Genomic DNA, 18,581 nt, shown 5'->3' with positions numbered 1-18,581 from the left:
AAAACTAAGTATTAGCTGGTACTTAATTGCCGTTTGGCTCTATCAGAAATGGAGCATTACCGTCAGTAATAATCACTCTTGATCCAGGGGAGTTTGCTAGCTCCTTGAAAGCTTGAATACTCTGCCACTGAATGATTTGAGGATTTATTCCTTCTTGCAGAATCATTTGTGCATCTCTAATCCCTTCAGCTTCCACTTTTCTTCTTTGCGCCTCCATACGTTCCCGCTGTAACACAAATTCCATCCTTTGTGCTTCTTGCTCTGCTTCAAGTTTATTCTCAACAGCCATAGCAAGTCCAGACGGAAGTTGGATTGTTTTCAAGAGAACAGCTTCGATTTCAAATCCTCTATCAGATAATAACTCCTGCATTCTTACCCTTATCTCCTCTTCGATCACAGCACGTTTTGATGTGTGCATATCCTTAGCAAAAAATCGAGAACAAACATCTGCTGATGCAGAACGGAAAACACTTTTGATAACTACATCTTCATAGTTCGTTCCAATGTTTTCAATGATATCAGCAGCATTTTCTTGCTTGATATGGTAGAGAATGGAAATGATGGAACGAACATTGAGACCTTCTTTAGAAGGCAGATTACTTTGTATCTCCACATTAACCGTTCTGATTGGTAAACGAAGAATTGTAGTGGTCAAAGGATTAAATACCTTGGCGCCAGCCTCAATGGTATTGGGATCAAGCTTACCAAGTTTACGTTTTACGCCAACTTCACCTTGACGTACAACGGCACAAGAACTAATGAATAGAATTATTGATATGCTTAATAAGCAGTTTTTAAAAATTTTCATGATACTTCTTTTTTAGTTGAAAAAATTCGGTTGTTTAAGCGATAGTTTTAACTAAGAAGTCTCAAATAACTAGAAAAATAAATGTGATTGATGTTGAAATCTGGCTGGTTAGAATTGCTGGTTCTTAACGCCTGATAAAATACTTTACTACATTCTGAATACCGTTTTCTTTCAACCTTCCCCTTTACGATCGTGCGCTGGTATCCAGCACCATGATAAATGCTATGAAGTGCTTCTTCAGATTTTTCAGTCTTCTCAGTTTTCTCCGCAGTTTCCTCCATCATCAGGAAACTTCCAGCATATGCTATGGTAAGCATGAGCAAGAGTTGGAAAAACTTCTTAAGGATAGACTGTATCAAAATTGCATCTAATTGGTCCTTATTGTTTAAACAACAATCGGGCCAAGTTTGTTACGTTTTGCGTAAAAGTCTATAAGGGGAAAAACTGCTTATAATGAATGTAGCGATCAAAGATTTCATTCACATAATTTACAGGCTCTTGTCCCCTAACGTAACCATACTTAATAATTGACTTATTGAATTGTTCTGGCGAACTTAATAATAACAGCATATCACTTACATGCCCTTCCCATTGATTGGGATCAAGATCATTGCTTGTAGCAAGTCGTTGGGCATCCTGCATATGTCCAAGTCCACAATTATATGCCGCTAACACAAATTTCATCCTTGTAGTAGGGTCTGGAATATTACTGAAATTTTCTTCTAGCCATTTCAAGTATGACGTTCCACCACGGATACTTTCGGATGGGTTTGATAGATTTTTGATCCCTAAAGATGCGGCAGTTTTGGGCATTACCTGCATTAGACCTTTCGCACCCGCCCAAGAATCGGCCTTTGGATCAAACTTAGATTCTTGATATACCTGGGAAGCCAACAGTCTCCAGTCCCAATTAATCTCTTTTGCATACTTCTTAATCAAATCATCATATTTGCTGATCTGCTGATTGTTTAGACTATAAAATGCACTTTTAGTACGACTTCTAAAGTTTCTTTTATTCTTAAAATATTTATTGAAGGTGACATTAAAATCCGTCTTTTTCCTCACGGAAAGAATCCAATCATTGATAGCTTGTCTCAAATTTGATGACTTCTTTCTAGTGACCCATGCTATGCGTTGTGAAAAAGAAACTGGAACATCAATATTAAGGATTGGGTAGTAAGATGCATTAATGGAAGCCAAACTTTCATCTGCAATCGTATATTTAACTTTCCCTTCAGCTACCATTTGAATGATTTCATCGGTAGTCAAACTGCTAGATAAAGTATCAATATGAATTGTACCACCTATCTCGTTTGACAAACTCATCATCCTTTCCCAATAGGCAGAATTCCTACGAATTGAAACAGTGTCATTGATAAGTTCAATAGGATCATGAATTAAATGTTTCTGAAGCTCATCCCATTTCATATCCAAATAACTATCAGGTTGCTTCTGAACTAAAACTTGTCTTGTCAAGTATAAATACTCTGTAAAATCCACTTCCCATTTACGCTGGTTAGTGACAGTCATTCCATGGGCAATCAGATCTACATCGCCTCGATTGAGAACTTCAAATTGATTATCAAGGTTTTTAGAAATTACCAATTCCAATTTAAGACCAAGATGTTTGGCTAACCTTTCTAACAGCTCGTATTCAAATCCCATAGGTGTTCCACGATATAAGAAATAGCTCGTATTGCTGTAAATCACTAGCGCTCTAAGAACTCCATCTTTTTTAATGTCATAAAGGTCTTTATCTATGGAATTTTTGACAATCCAATTAACTTCTTCATCAGAACTTTCTTCATCATTAAGATTATCAAGTTTACGCTCTGTAAGACTGTTTCTATATTCTTGCGCAGAAGATTCGCAATCACATGGGCTTGTTTGACATGATGCAAAACCTACCCATATTAAAAGACAGATTGAACAATTTTTAAAAACTGTTTTCATCCTCATAGTTGCTAAATCTAGATTATAATCATCTGATTAACAATCTAATAGAGGTTATTGTTAGTAACAAAACCTGCTGACTAAGGAGTTTCTATGGTATAAAAACTCAGTTGGTTACCATCCGGATCCTTAAAATCGAAATACGAAACTACTCCCGGAACCAATTCGATATTAGTCGGTGAAATACCCAATATTTTCAGCCGTTTATGCTCAGATTGAATATCATTGACCTCCAGTCTTAAAATAGCAGTGTTAGTAGAAGATTCACCTTCAAATAGTTGTAGCCAAGTCTTTTCATTTAACTCAAATTCAACTACTCCTTCTGCAGGAGAAATAGCATTTGTATTCGAAAGTAAATCGGAATACCATTCCGTTGATGCTTCTAAATTTGAAACAGGAAAACTAAACGTACTGCTACTAAACGTACTCTGTGCGTTTAAATAAATACAACTAAAGAGGAAGATGCCTATTAATATTTTTTTCATCCCCACTTAGTTTAAAACAGACTCTAATTGATTACAAGCAAGCTCCCATCCTTCTGCAGCGCCCATTTCTGCCATTTGCTTCAATGCTTCTGGAGAGGCATATGTAACAGTAGATGTTATGGTTGTTTTAGCACCGTCGTAATCAAACTTAATCTCATGTTTCATTGGAGGAATATCACCTGATTTTTCACCATTCTCATCACAGAAATATTCTTCAGTCTTCAGTAGCTTATGTTCTTCAATGCGTAAGAAATCCATTCTACCCCGATGAACATCTCCCTCTGGTCCAGTCATTGTATACATCCAAAATCCACCCTCTTTAAATTCCATCTTTTGAATCTCGCATACGTATGGAGCAGGTGCCCACCATTTACACAACAAATCTTTGTTGCTCCATGCATTCCATACTTTTTCTATTGGTGCATCAAATGATCTAACGCCGATTACTTGATTGGCTTCTAAGTTTTCAGTAAATGTTGTTTTATTCATCATTGTGTTATTTAATATGTTTCAAGAGGTCATCAAGCTGATCAAATCGATCTCTCCATAGCTGTTTAAATGGCTCAAGCCATTCAATTATTTCCAGTAATTTTTCTGGTTTAATGTGACAAAAGCGTTCTCGCCCCTTTTTAGAAATGTCAATCATATCACACTCCTCCAATACTTTGACATGCAGTGAAACTCCCTGCCGGGATATTGAAAATTGTTCAGCCAAAGCATTCAAGTTTTTTGGCTCGTCGATAAGTGTAGATAAAATCTCCCTCCTTGTTGGGTCAGCTATTGCTTGAAATATATCTCTTCGTTGTTCCAAAATAATACGCAAGTATTTACTTGCTAATATATATGCAAGCATTTACTTGCACAAGTTATTTGAATAAAAAAAAGCATGCCTATGCATGCTTTAACAATTCAAACAATTTATTTTATTAAAACTTCAATACCCATACATTATCTGAGAAGGTATTGTAGCTACTAACAGAATTGGCTGCTTGATCCCATGAATCAAATTCAGCAATTGCTACTCTATGGAAAAACTTGTTATTGGCATGTGGTAGAACCACTTTGACACTGTTTCCTTCTTTAGATAGCTTACTAGCGTAGTCCATAGCGAGATCACCATCAAGGCTGCTTGAAATTATTACATAAAACCGTCCAGTTGGCTCAGAAACTGTCTCGATAATTCCAGCCGCTATTCGAGCTTCACGCTCTGCTATTTCATCCAGTTTGCCATTTACAATTACTAATTGATCTTGAGGATACTGTTGATTAGGGAAAAGTGCTAAAGCCTGTGAATAAAGTGATTCTGCAGATGCCCAATTTTCCAACCCGAAATCTACATCAGCGGCTTCAATGAGCTGATCGTAATCTGCCTTCTTTTTTGCCGCCTCTTCTTTTCTTTTTTGTTCAGCTTGTTGCTGAGCTAGTTGCTCTAATCTTGCTTTTTCTTTAGCCTCTTCTTCTGGCAAATAGATTCCCCAATACCATATTGCTGTGGCTGCCCCAATTAGAACAATTACAATTACGACAACTAATACAATCCTATTCCCTGATTTACTCATATATCCATTTAATGTTGATTTCTAAAGGTAAGCAAATGGGTCAACAAGTATATGTCTCTACTCAACTAATTCGCCATCCCGATACTTCTCGCGCTTCACAAGATTTCCTTCTTCGTCATAGTACTTCCATGTGCCAGACTTTAGGTCGTTTTTGTATTTCCCTTTTATTTTCAATTCACCAGTCTCGAAGTACTCAAAATAGTTGCCATGCTTTTGTCCATTCTTAATTCCAACCTCATACTTAGCATTTCCATTTTCATATTCGTCTGATTGACTCTTCGCACCTAAGTCTTCCAATTCTATATCAATGGCCGATATATCGATTTGTTCTTCAACCACTTCTGATAGCAGTATTGAATCATAATTGACTGTATCCAATGCTACTGTTGCCATTTCTGATTGATTTAACTCTGGGAAAATCATATTATCTATCGAAATAAGCGCGCGAGTTTGATAGATATCTTGAGAAGGGTACATGCTAAATGCGATTTGCGGAAAATCTTGCATGACATTTCTTCTTTTCTGAAGCAATTTGACGGTTTCATCGTCTAACATTCCGCCATTCGTATTCACCAATTCTGGTAGTTGCAAGTAAAGCATAGCACTATGCTTTTCACCTAATTGATTAATAAATCCTTTAAATGAAATACTACGATCCAAGGTACCTTCAGATAGATAAGTGTCTATGAACATCCGTAGGCTTTGAGGCTCATTAGAAAAAATCACGAATTCATCAATAATGGTATAATAAGGACGATCAAAATAGTTAAACAGCTTTCCCAATATCAGGTTGAAAAAACCTTTAACGGACATGAAGTTTATCTCATATCCTTTATAGTTGACTGTTTTAAACTTCACAGGTGTTTTCTTTTTTACCTGCTTACTTAGAAAATCCATCTTCTCTTTCGCTAGTTCAGCATCTTTTGCTTTTATAACCAGTGCTACTTGTGTGTTACTTTCCTTTGGTTCTACCTGAACTACAGCAATCTCATCGTCAATCCAAGAGGCAATATCCTCCTTAATATCAATGTTCAAAAACTTCTCCGTCTTCTTGGTATAAACAGCATAGTCCTCGCCGTATTGGGGATCTTCTCTTAGCTGCTGATCAAGTGCCTTATAGAAATCAGTAAATTGATCAAAACCTATACTAAAGTATATGGAAGTGTTGGTGGGTAATACTTTGGCAATATCTAGGTCACCTGTCCCCGATTGCTCGAAGATCTTAAGGTAAGTGGCCAGTGAATCATTATAATTAGAATACCCTTCTAACAAAAGAGATGATTCCTCCACATCAAAAAAGAAACCGCTATGAAAAAGTGGAAGATTCTCCTTCATCACATCCGTATATTCTGCTCCTAGACTATTGACTAGATATGGATAAAGAGTTTCGTAATTCAGAAAGAGCCTAATAACACCTTCACCAATGGTTTTTTTCTGTACCTCAATGAAATCAAATGACCTTGTGAGATTTGCTTGTTGATGCTCAGAAATTGATTTTTCTACTAACGTATGTGTATATGATCCTATAAAGAAGTTGTCTATAAAAGTGAAATAAAGCGTTTGCTTGGTTTCCTTCTCAAGTTTTTCATAAATGGTGAAGTCATTGAATTTTCGCTTCGTCAAGTTATTACCAGTACTAAGCCATGATCTCAAGACACCCATTCCCTCCATGTCAAAAACAAATAGGTAATCGTAATTTCCCCTATGGTAAAGATGTCCTGATATATAGATCGATCGATCGTCTACAATATCAAGAAGGCTATTAAAGGAAGATAACTGTTCTTCAATTCCTTCAAGCAATGAACCATACTCCTTCCATTCATCATCCTTTGACAAAGTCTTCCATATCTGAGTTTTTGCAAGTTTGCTCCAGACACTATAAGGCTCTTCGGTTTCCATTATAAAAAAAGCATTCGAAGGAACTAGGTTTATTGGATTCAATCTTGGTCCTCCACTAGTCGGATTAATGAATTTTTGAATCATCCAAATTCCGCCGCCCACTGCAACAATGAAAATGAAGATTACAATAAATATCTTCCTATTAGATTTCGATGAAGATTTTTCGGATTGAATAGACGAAGGCTGCTCCTGGTTAGATTCACCTGAAGATGATAGCTCGTTTTCGTTTTGACCCATGACAGAAGTTAGTTTCTCTGTTAGTTAAAGTAGTACAATATCAATGAATGTAAATCTATTGATTACATGAATTTTCTATAGAAATTCTCGATTGCATCATTGAAATCTTTAAACCTTTTGCTTCGGTACTTATTTAGATAATCGTTCGTCTCATTGAAGTCATTAATTGCAGCATTATACTCTTCCACTGCCTTGTTGTAATCGTCTACTTCCTTTTGAGTCAGCTGTTTTTGTTTCTTAGCATTAATATTCTTGGAAAGTGTTTCAAAGCGATCCTTTTTAGCGTAAAACTCAACTTGTTTTGGCATGTATTTAACAGCCTCGCCATAGTAGAACTCCAGCATCTTGAAGCAAACATCCTTTAACGTATTGTCATCTCTAAAGGAGCCTATTTTGGCTAAATCCTCTGTGCCTTCTTTTGAGACCATCTCTAGGGTCTGTCTAAATTGTTCTATATCCCCGACGTTGTTTGAGGATATCGCATTGATCATTTCACCTTCGTAGAAACTGCTTTTATAGAAGATGAGATAAATCTTATTGTAGTATTCAATAACCGAACCTGCATTGTTCAGCTTTCGAGAAATCCGCGATTTATCTTCCCTAACAGTGATGTTGTATTTCTTCACATATTCATCTTGGGCAGCACTTAACGCTGTTGATGCAGAATCCATTCTTTTGTTTGTTCGCTCTTTTGTAAGTAGATAGGCCTCCATGGCATCGTAAGAATCCTCGGCAACCTTTTCCATGTCTACAATCTTCTTGTAGTCGTTGTTAATCATATTGTAAGTAAGACCGAGGTAGTTTATATAAGCCTTTTTAAGAGAATTATCTCCTTGATAAACAGGCACTTTACTCACATTATATTTAGCTGTTTTTAAGGTAGAAGCAAGCTCTGTTCTTCTTTTTTCTAACTTATTGGCACTCTTCCCGCGCGAGGCTTGTCTGACATAATCCCAAGTATCTTTATTTATTTGATCGTAGTCTGTTGATAATTTATTTAAGTGATCGACTGGTGAGTTTTGAGCTAAAACATTAAAAGAAAGAAGTAATAGAAATAGCGATTTTAGTTGGTTCATTTAGTTTGAATTTTTGATGTTCATCCAATCCTCAAATATTAGAAATACTTCTTTAAGAACTAGATCTTTTTGTTTGTTATTCTTGATTCGATCACTCTCTTCTTCAAATGCCTCATCCTGTTCCATTGATTCAATTACAAATGTGTTGTGACTGTCGATTGAATACTCTTGTAAATCTGTATATGGGTTTTTAAAATTTTCATAGTTCAATGATACTCCCAACCCTTTTAGAAGCTTTGTTTCCATACTCTTGCTAATAGCTGAGACTTCTGACAAAAGGTCTCTTTCTTTTGATAAATATCTCAGCGTGTCAATTGGCTCATCTCTAAATTTCACTTGTCTAAAGCTTCTTTTTTTATCGAAATTGAGGATATAATCATAGTTATTCTCCCCTACTATTCTCTTTGTTAAAATGAATGGTAATTGGATATCTGGAATCACACCATGGCCTTGATAATTAGAGCCATCAAATCGATAGGATTTAATATGCGTAATCGCTACCGACCCCTGATTTTCTTTAGCATACTTGGTTTTTAATGGTAAAACAATCTGACCTGTTGCCTTACCAAATGTTTGTGCACCAACAATCAATGTATTGGGATATTTCTGCATAGTAGCTGCAACAAGTTCAGAGGCAGAAGCAGATAATGCATCAACCAGAATTATCAGATTGGTATCGATAACCTTACCACGCTTAGTATCTTTAATCAAGCGCCCCTCTGGTGTTTCATCATCTACAATTGTAAATAATGGTCCATAATCAATGAAATAACCTAATACATCAGCTGCCTCTACCGTTGAACCTCCGCCATTACTTCTTAGATCTAAGATAACGCCATCAATATTTTGCTTTTTAAACGCTAACAAGATCAAAGCCAAATCTTCTGAAGCACTCCTTCCATTCTTCGTATATCTGGCGTAGAAGCTTGGAAATTGAACGTACCCAACTTTGATATTTTCATTGTTAAGCAAATACGAATAGGTATGGTTCACCGAATTATTTACAACTCCTTTTGTCAGCTTTGCTGTTCTGTATTTGTAATCACTCTGAGATTTCACTTCTATCTCAATAGTTGTATTTCTATCCCCATAGAAAAACTCAGTCAACGTTTCGTCAGAAATGCATGTAGGCGTTACTAAATCATCCACGATTCGAATCCTAGTAATTTCATCACCAACATGTATATCTTCATTATAGCTAGCGTTGCTAAATGGAATGATTTCCGTGATGTAAAGCTGATTACCGTCTCTACCCACCATAATGCCAGTACCATAAGATTCTGAGGACAGACTACTTTGGAATAGCTTCTCTTCTTGATTGAGATAAACACTAGAGTGTGGATCGAAGCTATTGCAATAAGCGTTTAGGTATGCCTTATAAACGTAATTTGAAAGTGATTTCTCCTCACTTAATTGCTCAATGTAACATAAACTTGACTCAACATGGGTCCGGATTCTTTTATTCAAATCACTATTTATCTCAGATGCAGTTCCTTTAGTCAAGAGAGAATCTTCTTCACTTTTAAGTAAAACATTGAACTTGAAATACCTGATCCATCTCCACCTTAGTTCTTCATTATTCTTAGCGTATCTGACTGAATCAAATTGTGTCCCTAAATACACAGAATCATCGGCAAGGAAATCAATATTATTAATCGTATTTAATAGCGCTTTAGTATTCTCCAGACTAGCTTGAAACAGCTGTCTTAAATTGCCTAATCGATCTCTTGTATAGTTTTGATTGAGGGAAAAATTTGCTAGCTCATCTTGAATTTTAAGAACATCATCTTGAGTGAAAAATCTTGAATCTGGATCTAACTCAAACAATAGCTGTTTAGCGAACCTATCGTCTAGTTTCAAGATGATAGAATCATATTCAATATGATTCTCCTTAAAAAGCCTATCCAATTCACTGACAAGCTGAATATCATCCGTTGTATAGTTCTGACTAGCGCATAACAGTGGTAAACAAATAAGTAATACAGTTTTGAGTGATCTCATCAACGCTCAAAAATAGTAATCTAATAGCACTATTTGTGTTTGAATACCACCACTAAAATGACATAATTGACATTGATTCATAATTGCTATTCAGTATCAATAATCAAAGTATTTCTTATGGTCTTCTCCTCCATCTGACATTCTATTACATAGGTACCTGGCAACAAATGCTTTAAATTAATTCTATCATTGTTTTTGTTATGAACACCCTTATAGACAACATTACCGGACAGGTTATATATTGTAGTTTTTAATTCAGAAATTCCAACGATATCTAGAAAAATCATACTAGAAGAAGGATTGGGAAAAATTGTCAGATTAACCGATTTCTTAATTGATGTAACTAGCGATACAGTAATATCGATAGCGCTCGAAACTCCAGATCCATCTTTTGCAATGGCATTAATTTTTGTAGAACCGCTAGCTACAGGACTTACTAATCCGTTTTCATCTACTGTTGCAATACTACTGTCTTCTGTACTCCATTGTATTTCCTGAAAAGTTGCATTAGATGGGCTTATTGAATGATCAATTTGAAGTGTTTCATTTTCACCCGCTAGTGTGGTAATACCCCCTTGAGTCGAAAGAGAGATGCTAGATATGGAAACACACGGATCATTTGTAAAGGCAACATTATCGACATTTTCGTTCCATTTTGGTTCAAAAATTGAAACTTCATCGACAACAATGCATGTCAGATTTGGATTTTCTTCTGCATTAAAGTCTGAGATATTATTACTATTTCCATTCTTGATATTTAATGAATTAAAATCATTGCGAACTATGTTAAGTCTCGTAAGTTTTGAGTGATTTGAAAGGTCTAAATCACCGCTTAATTCATTACAGCAAATACTAATCAGCTCCAATTCCACATGATTAGAAAGATCCAAAGCAGAAAGTTCGTTTGCATCTAGTGCCAGTTCTTCTAGCTTAGAATTCGCAGAAATATCGATGGAGGTTAATCCAAGCTCTCCAGCATAAAATCGTTCTAAATCAGTATTTTGACTTATATCAACTGATGTAATATTAGTCCTGCTTACAACTAAAGTTTTTAGCGCAGTATTATTTGCCACATCAATGGAGGTAACTCCAGAAGCATCCAAATTTAAAATGGTTAACAAAGTATTGTTAGAAACATCTATTGAAGTTAAGTCCTCCATTCCTCCAGCTTCAATTACGAGTAATGCACTGTTTTGGGAAAGATCAATTGAAGTAAGTGAATTATTATAAAAGTGTAAATTCCAAAGCGCTAAATTGCTGGTAACATCGATCTGAGTTAGATTATTATTGTCACACAGAAATTCTTCCAATAAGGCTAAACCGCTTACATCTAAAGTAGAAATAAGATTTTGTCCAATATTCAGCTCTCTTAGTGATGTGTTTGAGCTTAGATCTAAAATTGCTATTTCGTTATCACGAATATTAAGCTCTTCAAGCATTGTATTTGCGCTAATATCCAGGCTTGATAGATCGTTGAAAGAACAATCCAAACCAACAAGGTTGATAAAAGCCTCAATCCCAGTCAAATTTGAGATTTCTCTGCCTGAAACATCTAAACTATTCGAAAAAGCCTCTGCTTCAGCTACAGAAATTTCATCGTCCATATTACTATTCAATGTTGAAATTTCTAATAGGTAAGATTTGAAGTTGCTATCCGGAATATTAACATTTTGAGCCTTTAAAGTAGCTAAAAGAAAAAGATTAAGAATTACGATAAGAATTGTGTAATGAGTTTTCATTTTGGTGGGCATGATTGATTTAACAATCAAGCTAGATTTTTACTCAATCAAATTCAATACCCTTTTTATGGTATTTTTAAGCTAACTATATGATTATCAGCATAATAAATATGAATATTATTATTTTCATGAATGTAAAAACTGATCTAAATCAATTCAGAACTTCAAGGATTAAATCAGCGATTTCAAACCGTGGAAAATCTCCACTATTGCAGAGCAATACAATAGTTAAATCTTCGTCTGGCTGCGTTAAAAACATGCTATAAAACGCAAAGTCTGTTCCCGGATGATAAATGATCTTATGCTTCTTAGATGTTTTGAATAAGTACCTATCAATCATCCAACCATAACCATAGCTTGCTTCCCAATCCTTATATTCTACCTGTTCCGCTTGAGCATTTTTAACTAGTTCCTCATCAAGCAGCGAATTGGTTGTTAGCGCTTTACTCCATTTCAAAAGATCACCAGACGTTGAAACAATTCCTCCAGCCCCAATAACATTTTCTAGATAATATGGAGTCTCAGGTTGGCCATAATAGTATCCTTCAATTGTTGGCTCTCCCTCGGACCCAAAGTATGTATTCGTCATGTTCAAAGGTTCGAAAATCATTTTCTTCAAAAGAGTTCCGAACGACTCCTCACCCGCTAATTCAGCTATCCTTGCAAGGATCACATATCCCGAATTGGAATATTTAAATTCCGTACCTGGATTGAATTGCAATGAATCGCTGCAAAACTTAGATACCATTTCTTCGCTAGTGAAGCTTTCTTTAAAAACATCCACGAGGTATTCATTCTTAGACAAATAGTTAGGAATGCCAGATTGATGGGTAAGTAACTGCTCTATTGTAACATCACCATGTATATACCCTGGCAAATATTTAGAGATCGAATCAGATACTTTAAGCTTCCCTTCCTTTTCAAGAAGTAAGATGAGCATTGAGGTAAAAGTTTTACTGACGGAACCTATCCTAAACTTACTATCAGCATTTATATCCTGATTTTGATATGGATAAGATTTAGTCAACAAGACATTATCATTATACGACACAAGCGCATTCCCGTGAAAAAGTCCCTTTTTATAGTAAAAGGTAAGAATAGAGTCGATGCGAGCTGCTGGGTCTTTTGGGTACTTCTTTAGCTTCTTTCTAACTTCCTTTTTCGTGTCATTCGCAGCATTATTTCCGACAATAACACTTGAAATTTCTGAAAAATCTGAGTCGGGCAACACAATGGTGTAATCATTCCAAAAGGTTGAGTCGTATGCAAGATTTTGAAATTCAATCAGCTGACCTTTTGATAATGCTTCCTCCTTAGATATAACTACAGGATCATCCAAGTTAAGCTCAGTAACTAAATGATCTACTCGTGTATTTAGGACAAAATTATAGTGGGAACGTTTGCTTTTAAATCTAAGGTCAGTATCATATCTAGAGTCCTTGAGGTAATACTTTTCACCAACTTTCGCATAGCGAACATTCGACTTCTCACTTATCAATTTTATATCAATACCGAAGATGGCCATTAAGGCTTGATACGCTATGTTGAATTTAAAGTATTGGACGCTCTTTTGACTAACCCCATAGTCTAATTCAAGAAATGCAAAATCATCTTTACGAATGTAAAACTGACCTTTAATTCCAAGTTCTTTGACACCATCTAACTGATCAAATGAAATGAGGTAAACATCTACCCCATCATATTTGAATTCTCCCTCAAGAATGAAAGAATGCTGCTCTAAGAATTTCTTTTTTGTAAACGACTTTAAGAACCCCTTACTGTTAACCTCATCTACTGCGAAGACACCTTTTGGAGTAATACCTAAATCCACACCCCTTGCTTCCCTCTCATCGGTAATGGCCCTCATTTTGTCCAGTCTAAGCAGATCAATTTCTTTGGGAACTTTAGATCTATACAAATCGAATACTGCCTCAGAGAGATGTACATACTTTCCATTTTTTCTTGAAGTAAGCCGATAAAATCCGCGACTGCTAAATGCTTCCTGATAGTAGTTTTCATCTATTCTTTCCAAAGCATTTTGAAGGACCATTTTTGCGGTTAGACTTGTTACTACTACCTCCTTTAATGACTCTTCTTTTACTTTAAGTTTGACATCCAGTCTTTCGGTGATGTCTGCCAGCTTAATTGTTTGACTGAAGTAGCCTACATAAGAAATACGCAAGCTATCCCGACGATCAACATCCTTTAATACCAATCGAAATGCCCCTTTTGAATTTCCAATGGTACCTCTGGTACCTACATCCAATGAAAGAGTGGCAAAAGGAAGTGGCTCACCTGTTTCTGAAGATGTAACTACTCCTTCAATGATGAACGATTGACCAAGTAGTATGTAGGAGTAGAATAGTAAGAGTGTAAATAGAAACTGCTTCATCTAAATATTTTTAAGATGAATGCAATACTAGATCACATGGTTGTCTGAAATCAGTGATTAACAATCATTAACCGGATATGCAAAATCTTCTAAATGAACTGCAGGTTTGAAAATGAACGACCAAGGATGCTAGTAGAGTCAGATTCCAACCATCGATCAATTATTGTGGCATACACATTCCTAAAATCTATCGAATGAGATACATCTCCATCGTCTAAATTAGAAAGATCAGGCATCTCATTATAAATACCATTCTTCTTCAGACTACCTCCCATAAGAAGTAAATTGTTTGCTTTGCCATGATCGGTCCCATTGCTTGCATTTTGCTTGACTCTTCTCCCAAACTCAGAAAAAGTCATTACCAAAGTATCATTCCACCTATCGTTTTGCTTTAAGTCATCAGCAAATACTGATAAAGCTTCACTATAGATTTTCAAAAGGCGGTCTTGTCGACCTCTTTGGTTATTATGCGTGTCAAATCCACTTAAACTAACATAGTAAATGGGCGCTTCAACTCCAGAAATAATCATTTCTGCTACTTCCTTTAATTCCTTGCCGAAGGAATTATTGGGATACGTTTTACTAGACTTATAGATTTTATTCTTTTCATACAGATATTTAGCGCTACTCTTAATATCTGCTTGAGACTTATATAAAAAATCTACCATTTCATTTGCATGATCTTTAGCTTCAGGAGTATTAATCATCCGTGATGAATTATAGAATTGATTGATGTTTGTTAATGGTACTCCCTTCCTCTTTTCCCCTTTCATTGACATGCTCAAAATATTTCCCATTTCAATGCCAGTGATGTTATCCTCATCCGTACATTCATTATCCAAATACCTACCAAGCCAACCACTTGAAACATATTCGTCAGAATCACTGGCTGTATGCCATATGTCCATACTTCTAAAATGAGACCGATTTGGATTAGGATATCCTACCGAATTAAGAATACATACATCACCCTGATCATAAATCTTATTTAATCCCTCCATTGCTGGATTCACTCCGATCTCGTCATTCAACTGTAAGACCTTCTCTCTACCTAAAAATAAGCCCGGCCGAACTGATTCAAGTATTTCATTTCGATAAGGTATAATCGTATTCAGTCCATCATTTCCTCCTGATAACTGAATGACTACCAGTCTTTTACCATTATTTAATGAAAGTGGATTGGCTTTTAAAAATGAAGGCAACAAAAATGATCCAGCTGTAACAACAGCAGATTGTTTAAGAAATCTTCTCCTCGATATATCTTGATTTAGCATAATTGATATTCTGGTTTAGACGTCAGAAATATGATTTGATCGATAAAACCTTCATTAGATGTTTCACTCTCAAATTCTGGTTGAATGATAAATTGGGATAAGTCCGCAAAAGACAGATTGGAAAAGCTTTCGTTCATTGAAGTCGTATCAAGCGCTGTTTCTAACTTCTTTAGTTTTCCCCGAAGATTGAATGCATCATTATCGTCATACGAAACTGCATCAGCATCAATAAGTCCTGACCTAAATACGAGTTGCGGTAGATTAACTCTGAACATCAAAGTTGCACTATCTACCCAGTCTTTTCCATCATTCCAACCTGCTACATTTGGCGGTTTAAATAGCATCTGGCCGAGCGTACGCTGCAGATAAATAAGGCTTTCATTATTGGCGATTTCAAGGTGCAATTGACGCTGCATACCCACTAGCAGTTCAATCGGGCTCTTAATCCTTCTAGCAAGATTTTTAGAATCGTAAAATTCATTTGAAGTAAAAAGTACTTTTAGCGCAGAGCTAATGTCATAGTTGGTTCTATATAGCTCATCAGCAATCCTTCTTACTAATTCTTGATTTCCTTCATAGTTCACAAAAAATCTCACCCATTTTTCACTAATATACTTTGCCGTCTGTTTCTGTTTCAGAAGTATGTCAATCACATCATCTCCATCAAGGTTACCAGATTGGCCTAAAACTGTTTTCAAATCAAAATCATGAAAGAATTTTCTAAATACGAAGTTTCCATCCTTATTGAAGCCCCAACCTGTAAAAGCCCTTGCGGCTTCTGAAATATCCTTTTCAGTATATCCATTATCTCGACCCAGTGTAAACAATTCCATCACTTCTCTAGCAAAATTTTCGTTAGGTGATGTCTTTTTATTCTGCTGGTTATTCAAATACTGCAACATGGCAGGCGTTTTTGAGATCTCTCTCAAAAGCGTACCAAAATTGCCAATAGCATTGGTTCTAAGTATACTCAGATAGGATTGCAGGAATAACGGATTGCTAGAGGTACAAGCAAAATGATCATGCCAGAAAAAAGCCATTTTCTCGCGAAGCTGACCATCAGAACCAACCATCTCCTTTATCCACCTAGTATTCAGTTCGATCAACGCCTCCCTTGCCTTCTCTTTAAGCACTTTCCTTTGTTTGGCAGACATGCCTTTTATCTTCATAAGATCTACCTTTGGCATATCTGTTTTTATTTCCGTGATTTCTTTGCAACTTCTAAGTTCTGCTTCATAAACTTGTTCAGGTGTCAGGCCGATATAGTCATTTACAGTTTTTAAATCGGCACCAAATCCTGATCGGAGCAAAAGATGTTGCACCTGCTTTTGGGTAAGTTTCATATATGCTTAGACTGAATTTTTTTTGAAAGGTTTAATTGACATTGATTTTACGAAAAGTCATCCTTATTATTATATTTTAAAAACTGAGTTAACAGCCTTGGATGAAAGGTGATAAACGACAAATTTGGATAGACGCGGGATATCGTCGATTTGCAACCCATGGAGAAGCTGGACTTTCAGTGGAAGCTATTGCAAGAGATCTAGGCAAGAATAAGTCTTCATTCTATCATTACTTTGGTGAAATTCAGGTGCTAAGACATGACATACTGAACCAGCACATAGATAATTCGAAGCTTGTTGGACAAAAAATAGAGGCGGCCAATTCCTTAGATCCAGATGTACTCAATGTTATTCTAGAGCATAAACAAGACTTTTTATTTCATAAACAACTAAAGCTTGAAAGCGACCCTACCTATAAAACACATCATGAAAAAGCATATGCATTGGTAGAAGCTCCATTGGTCACTTCCATTAGCAAAGCCTTTAACCTTGAGGAAAAGCAGCTTTTTTCAAATGCATTGCTCAGCTTAGTAAGTGATAATTTTTTACTTAGAATAAAGGAGGCCAATCTGTCTCTAGAATGGTTAAGAGGCTATGTGCAGGAGTTAAAAGCACTAACCCAACATGTTAAATAAACTAGGTTTTTAGACGGAACCCGATTAAAACAGATCGTTATCTCTTCTTATCTTCGATAATAAAATTGTATCAGAATGAAGATTAGATGGATAAAATACCTTTCAGCGTATAGCATACCCTTTGCAGTTCTGACTTCTTTATACCTGGGAGGGTGGTATAGTTTCATTGCGATTATTTATGCATTTGGTCTGATTCCATTCTTAGAGTTGTTTACAAGCGGGTCTCTCAAAAATATGGATAAGACACAAGAAGAGATTGCACGTGAAGATCGAACATATGACTTCTTACTTTACGGACTTGTGCCTGCTCAGTATTTCATCCTTGGTTACTTTATTATGCAAGTAAGTCAGGGTGGACTGCAAACTTTTGAATTGGTAGGAATGACACTAGCATATGGAGTTGCATGCGGATTAGCCATAAACAATGCACATGAGCTTGGCCATAGAAACACGAAAGGTGAGAAAATCATGAGTAAGCTGTTACTATTGTCTTCATTATACATGCACTTCATTATAGAACACAATAGAGGACATCATAAGAATGTAGCTACAGTTGAAGACCCAGCTTCCAGTCGATATGGAGAATCTATTTATTCATTCTATTTAAGAACAATATCCGGATGTTGGATCTCTGCATGGAAATTAGAAAGGGAAAGGTTAGTGAAGATAAAAAAGTCGTTTATCAGCATTCACAATGAGATGATTCGATTCCAAATATTTCAGCTTGTCCTTATCGCTGTGATTGGATACTTCTTTGGAATACAGGTTATGTTACTTTTCATTGGTGGCGCAGCCGTAGGATTTTTACAACTAGAGACCGTGAATTACATCGAGCATTACGGATTGCAGCGAAAAATGAAAGATGGACGATATGAGAGGACTTTACCGATCCATTCTTGGAATTCAAATCACCCATTAGGTCGCTTAGTTCTGTTAGAATTGTCAAGACATTCTGATCACCATTTTATGGCAAGCAGGCCTTACCAGGTTTTGAGACATTTTGACGAAAGCCCACAAATGCCGACAGGGTATCCAGGCATGATGATCATGTCCCTATTCCCTCCTATCTGGTTTAAAGTAATGCACAGAAAAATTGCTTCTTACAAAGAGTCACAAGAAGGAAAGCATTTGGCTTAGTCGAATTGGCCAGCTTTGGCAAAGCTAGCCCACATACAATTAG

The 18,581-nt window shown here is 36.1% G+C and carries 16 protein-coding genes; 2 read left to right on the top strand and 14 right to left on the bottom strand.

What is annotated here, in order from left to right; genetic code table 11:
• Positions 1 to 22: 22 nt before the first annotated feature.
• From ACY650_RS17880 to ACY650_RS17815, 14 genes are all read right to left on the bottom strand, one after another.
• On the bottom strand, positions 23 to 808 hold the full coding sequence (locus ACY650_RS17880) for a prohibitin family protein (RefSeq protein WP_462249601.1): 786 nt from the start codon (positions 806 to 808) through the stop codon (positions 23 to 25).
• A 47-nt stretch (positions 809 to 855) separates the two neighbouring features.
• The gene (locus ACY650_RS17875; RefSeq protein ID WP_462249599.1) at positions 856 to 1,125 is read right to left on the bottom strand and encodes a hypothetical protein; all 270 of its coding nucleotides are present in this window, start codon (positions 1,123 to 1,125) and stop codon (positions 856 to 858) included.
• Between the two features lie 112 nt (positions 1,126 to 1,237).
• Entirely contained in the window at positions 1,238 to 2,761 is a 1,524-nt protein-coding gene (locus ACY650_RS17870) for an MltF family protein (RefSeq protein WP_462249597.1), read from the bottom strand.
• An 80-nt stretch (positions 2,762 to 2,841) separates the two neighbouring features.
• Positions 2,842 to 3,246: a VOC family protein gene (locus tag ACY650_RS17865; RefSeq protein WP_462249595.1), complete on the bottom strand. Its 405-nt coding sequence runs from the start codon at positions 3,244 to 3,246 to the stop codon at positions 2,842 to 2,844.
• 6 nt (positions 3,247 to 3,252) lie between these two features.
• Entirely contained in the window at positions 3,253 to 3,738 is a 486-nt protein-coding gene (locus ACY650_RS17860) for an SRPBCC family protein (protein WP_462249593.1), read from the bottom strand.
• Positions 3,739 to 3,742: 4 nt separating this feature from the next.
• Entirely contained in the window at positions 3,743 to 4,099 is a 357-nt protein-coding gene (locus tag ACY650_RS17855; RefSeq protein ID WP_462249591.1) for an ArsR/SmtB family transcription factor, read from the bottom strand.
• Positions 4,100 to 4,172: 73 nt separating this feature from the next.
• Positions 4,173 to 4,805, bottom strand: a complete 633-nt coding sequence (locus ACY650_RS17850; protein WP_462249589.1) for a hypothetical protein — start codon at positions 4,803 to 4,805, stop codon at positions 4,173 to 4,175.
• 57 nt (positions 4,806 to 4,862) lie between these two features.
• Complete coding sequence (locus ACY650_RS17845; RefSeq protein ID WP_462249587.1) at positions 4,863 to 6,941, bottom strand: DUF3352 domain-containing protein; 2,079 nt, start codon at positions 6,939 to 6,941, stop codon at positions 4,863 to 4,865.
• 62 nt (positions 6,942 to 7,003) lie between these two features.
• A complete protein-coding gene (locus tag ACY650_RS17840) occupies positions 7,004 to 8,017 on the bottom strand; it encodes an LIC11966 family surface protein (protein WP_462249585.1) in 1,014 nt (337 codons plus the stop codon).
• The gene (locus ACY650_RS17835; protein WP_462249583.1) at positions 8,018 to 10,018 is read right to left on the bottom strand and encodes a S41 family peptidase; all 2,001 of its coding nucleotides are present in this window, start codon (positions 10,016 to 10,018) and stop codon (positions 8,018 to 8,020) included.
• An 86-nt stretch (positions 10,019 to 10,104) separates the two neighbouring features.
• Positions 10,105 to 11,757 carry an Ig-like domain-containing protein gene (locus tag ACY650_RS17830; RefSeq protein WP_462249581.1) on the bottom strand — a complete coding sequence of 551 codons (1,653 nt, stop codon included), beginning with the start codon at positions 11,755 to 11,757 and terminating at the stop codon, positions 10,105 to 10,107.
• A 151-nt stretch (positions 11,758 to 11,908) separates the two neighbouring features.
• Positions 11,909 to 14,149 carry a serine hydrolase gene (locus ACY650_RS17825; protein WP_462249579.1) on the bottom strand — a complete coding sequence of 747 codons (2,241 nt, stop codon included), beginning with the start codon at positions 14,147 to 14,149 and terminating at the stop codon, positions 11,909 to 11,911.
• Between the two features lie 89 nt (positions 14,150 to 14,238).
• Positions 14,239 to 15,423, bottom strand: a complete 1,185-nt coding sequence (locus ACY650_RS17820; RefSeq protein WP_462249577.1) for a DUF1501 domain-containing protein — start codon at positions 15,421 to 15,423, stop codon at positions 14,239 to 14,241.
• The gene (locus ACY650_RS17815; RefSeq protein WP_462249575.1) at positions 15,417 to 16,766 is read right to left on the bottom strand and encodes a DUF1800 domain-containing protein; all 1,350 of its coding nucleotides are present in this window, start codon (positions 16,764 to 16,766) and stop codon (positions 15,417 to 15,419) included. The genes ACY650_RS17820 and ACY650_RS17815 overlap by 7 nt, the downstream gene beginning before the upstream one ends.
• A 101-nt stretch (positions 16,767 to 16,867) precedes the next feature.
• On the opposite strand from ACY650_RS17815, the gene ACY650_RS17810 reads away from it, so the two are divergent.
• Together ACY650_RS17810 and ACY650_RS17805 are read left to right on the top strand one after the other, a co-directional pair.
• A complete protein-coding gene (locus ACY650_RS17810) occupies positions 16,868 to 17,401 on the top strand; it encodes a TetR/AcrR family transcriptional regulator (RefSeq protein WP_462249573.1) in 534 nt (177 codons plus the stop codon).
• Positions 17,402 to 17,476: 75 nt separating this feature from the next.
• A complete protein-coding gene (locus tag ACY650_RS17805; protein ID WP_462249572.1) occupies positions 17,477 to 18,538 on the top strand; it encodes an alkane 1-monooxygenase in 1,062 nt (353 codons plus the stop codon).
• Positions 18,539 to 18,581: the final 43 nt, after the last annotated feature.

This window comes from Ekhidna sp. (assembly GCF_963691765.1).
Classification (GTDB): Bacteria; Bacteroidota; Bacteroidia; order Cytophagales; family Cyclobacteriaceae; genus Ekhidna.
Note: the sequence above shows the minus strand (reverse complement) of the source record. Positions and strands in the feature narration are given on the sequence as shown.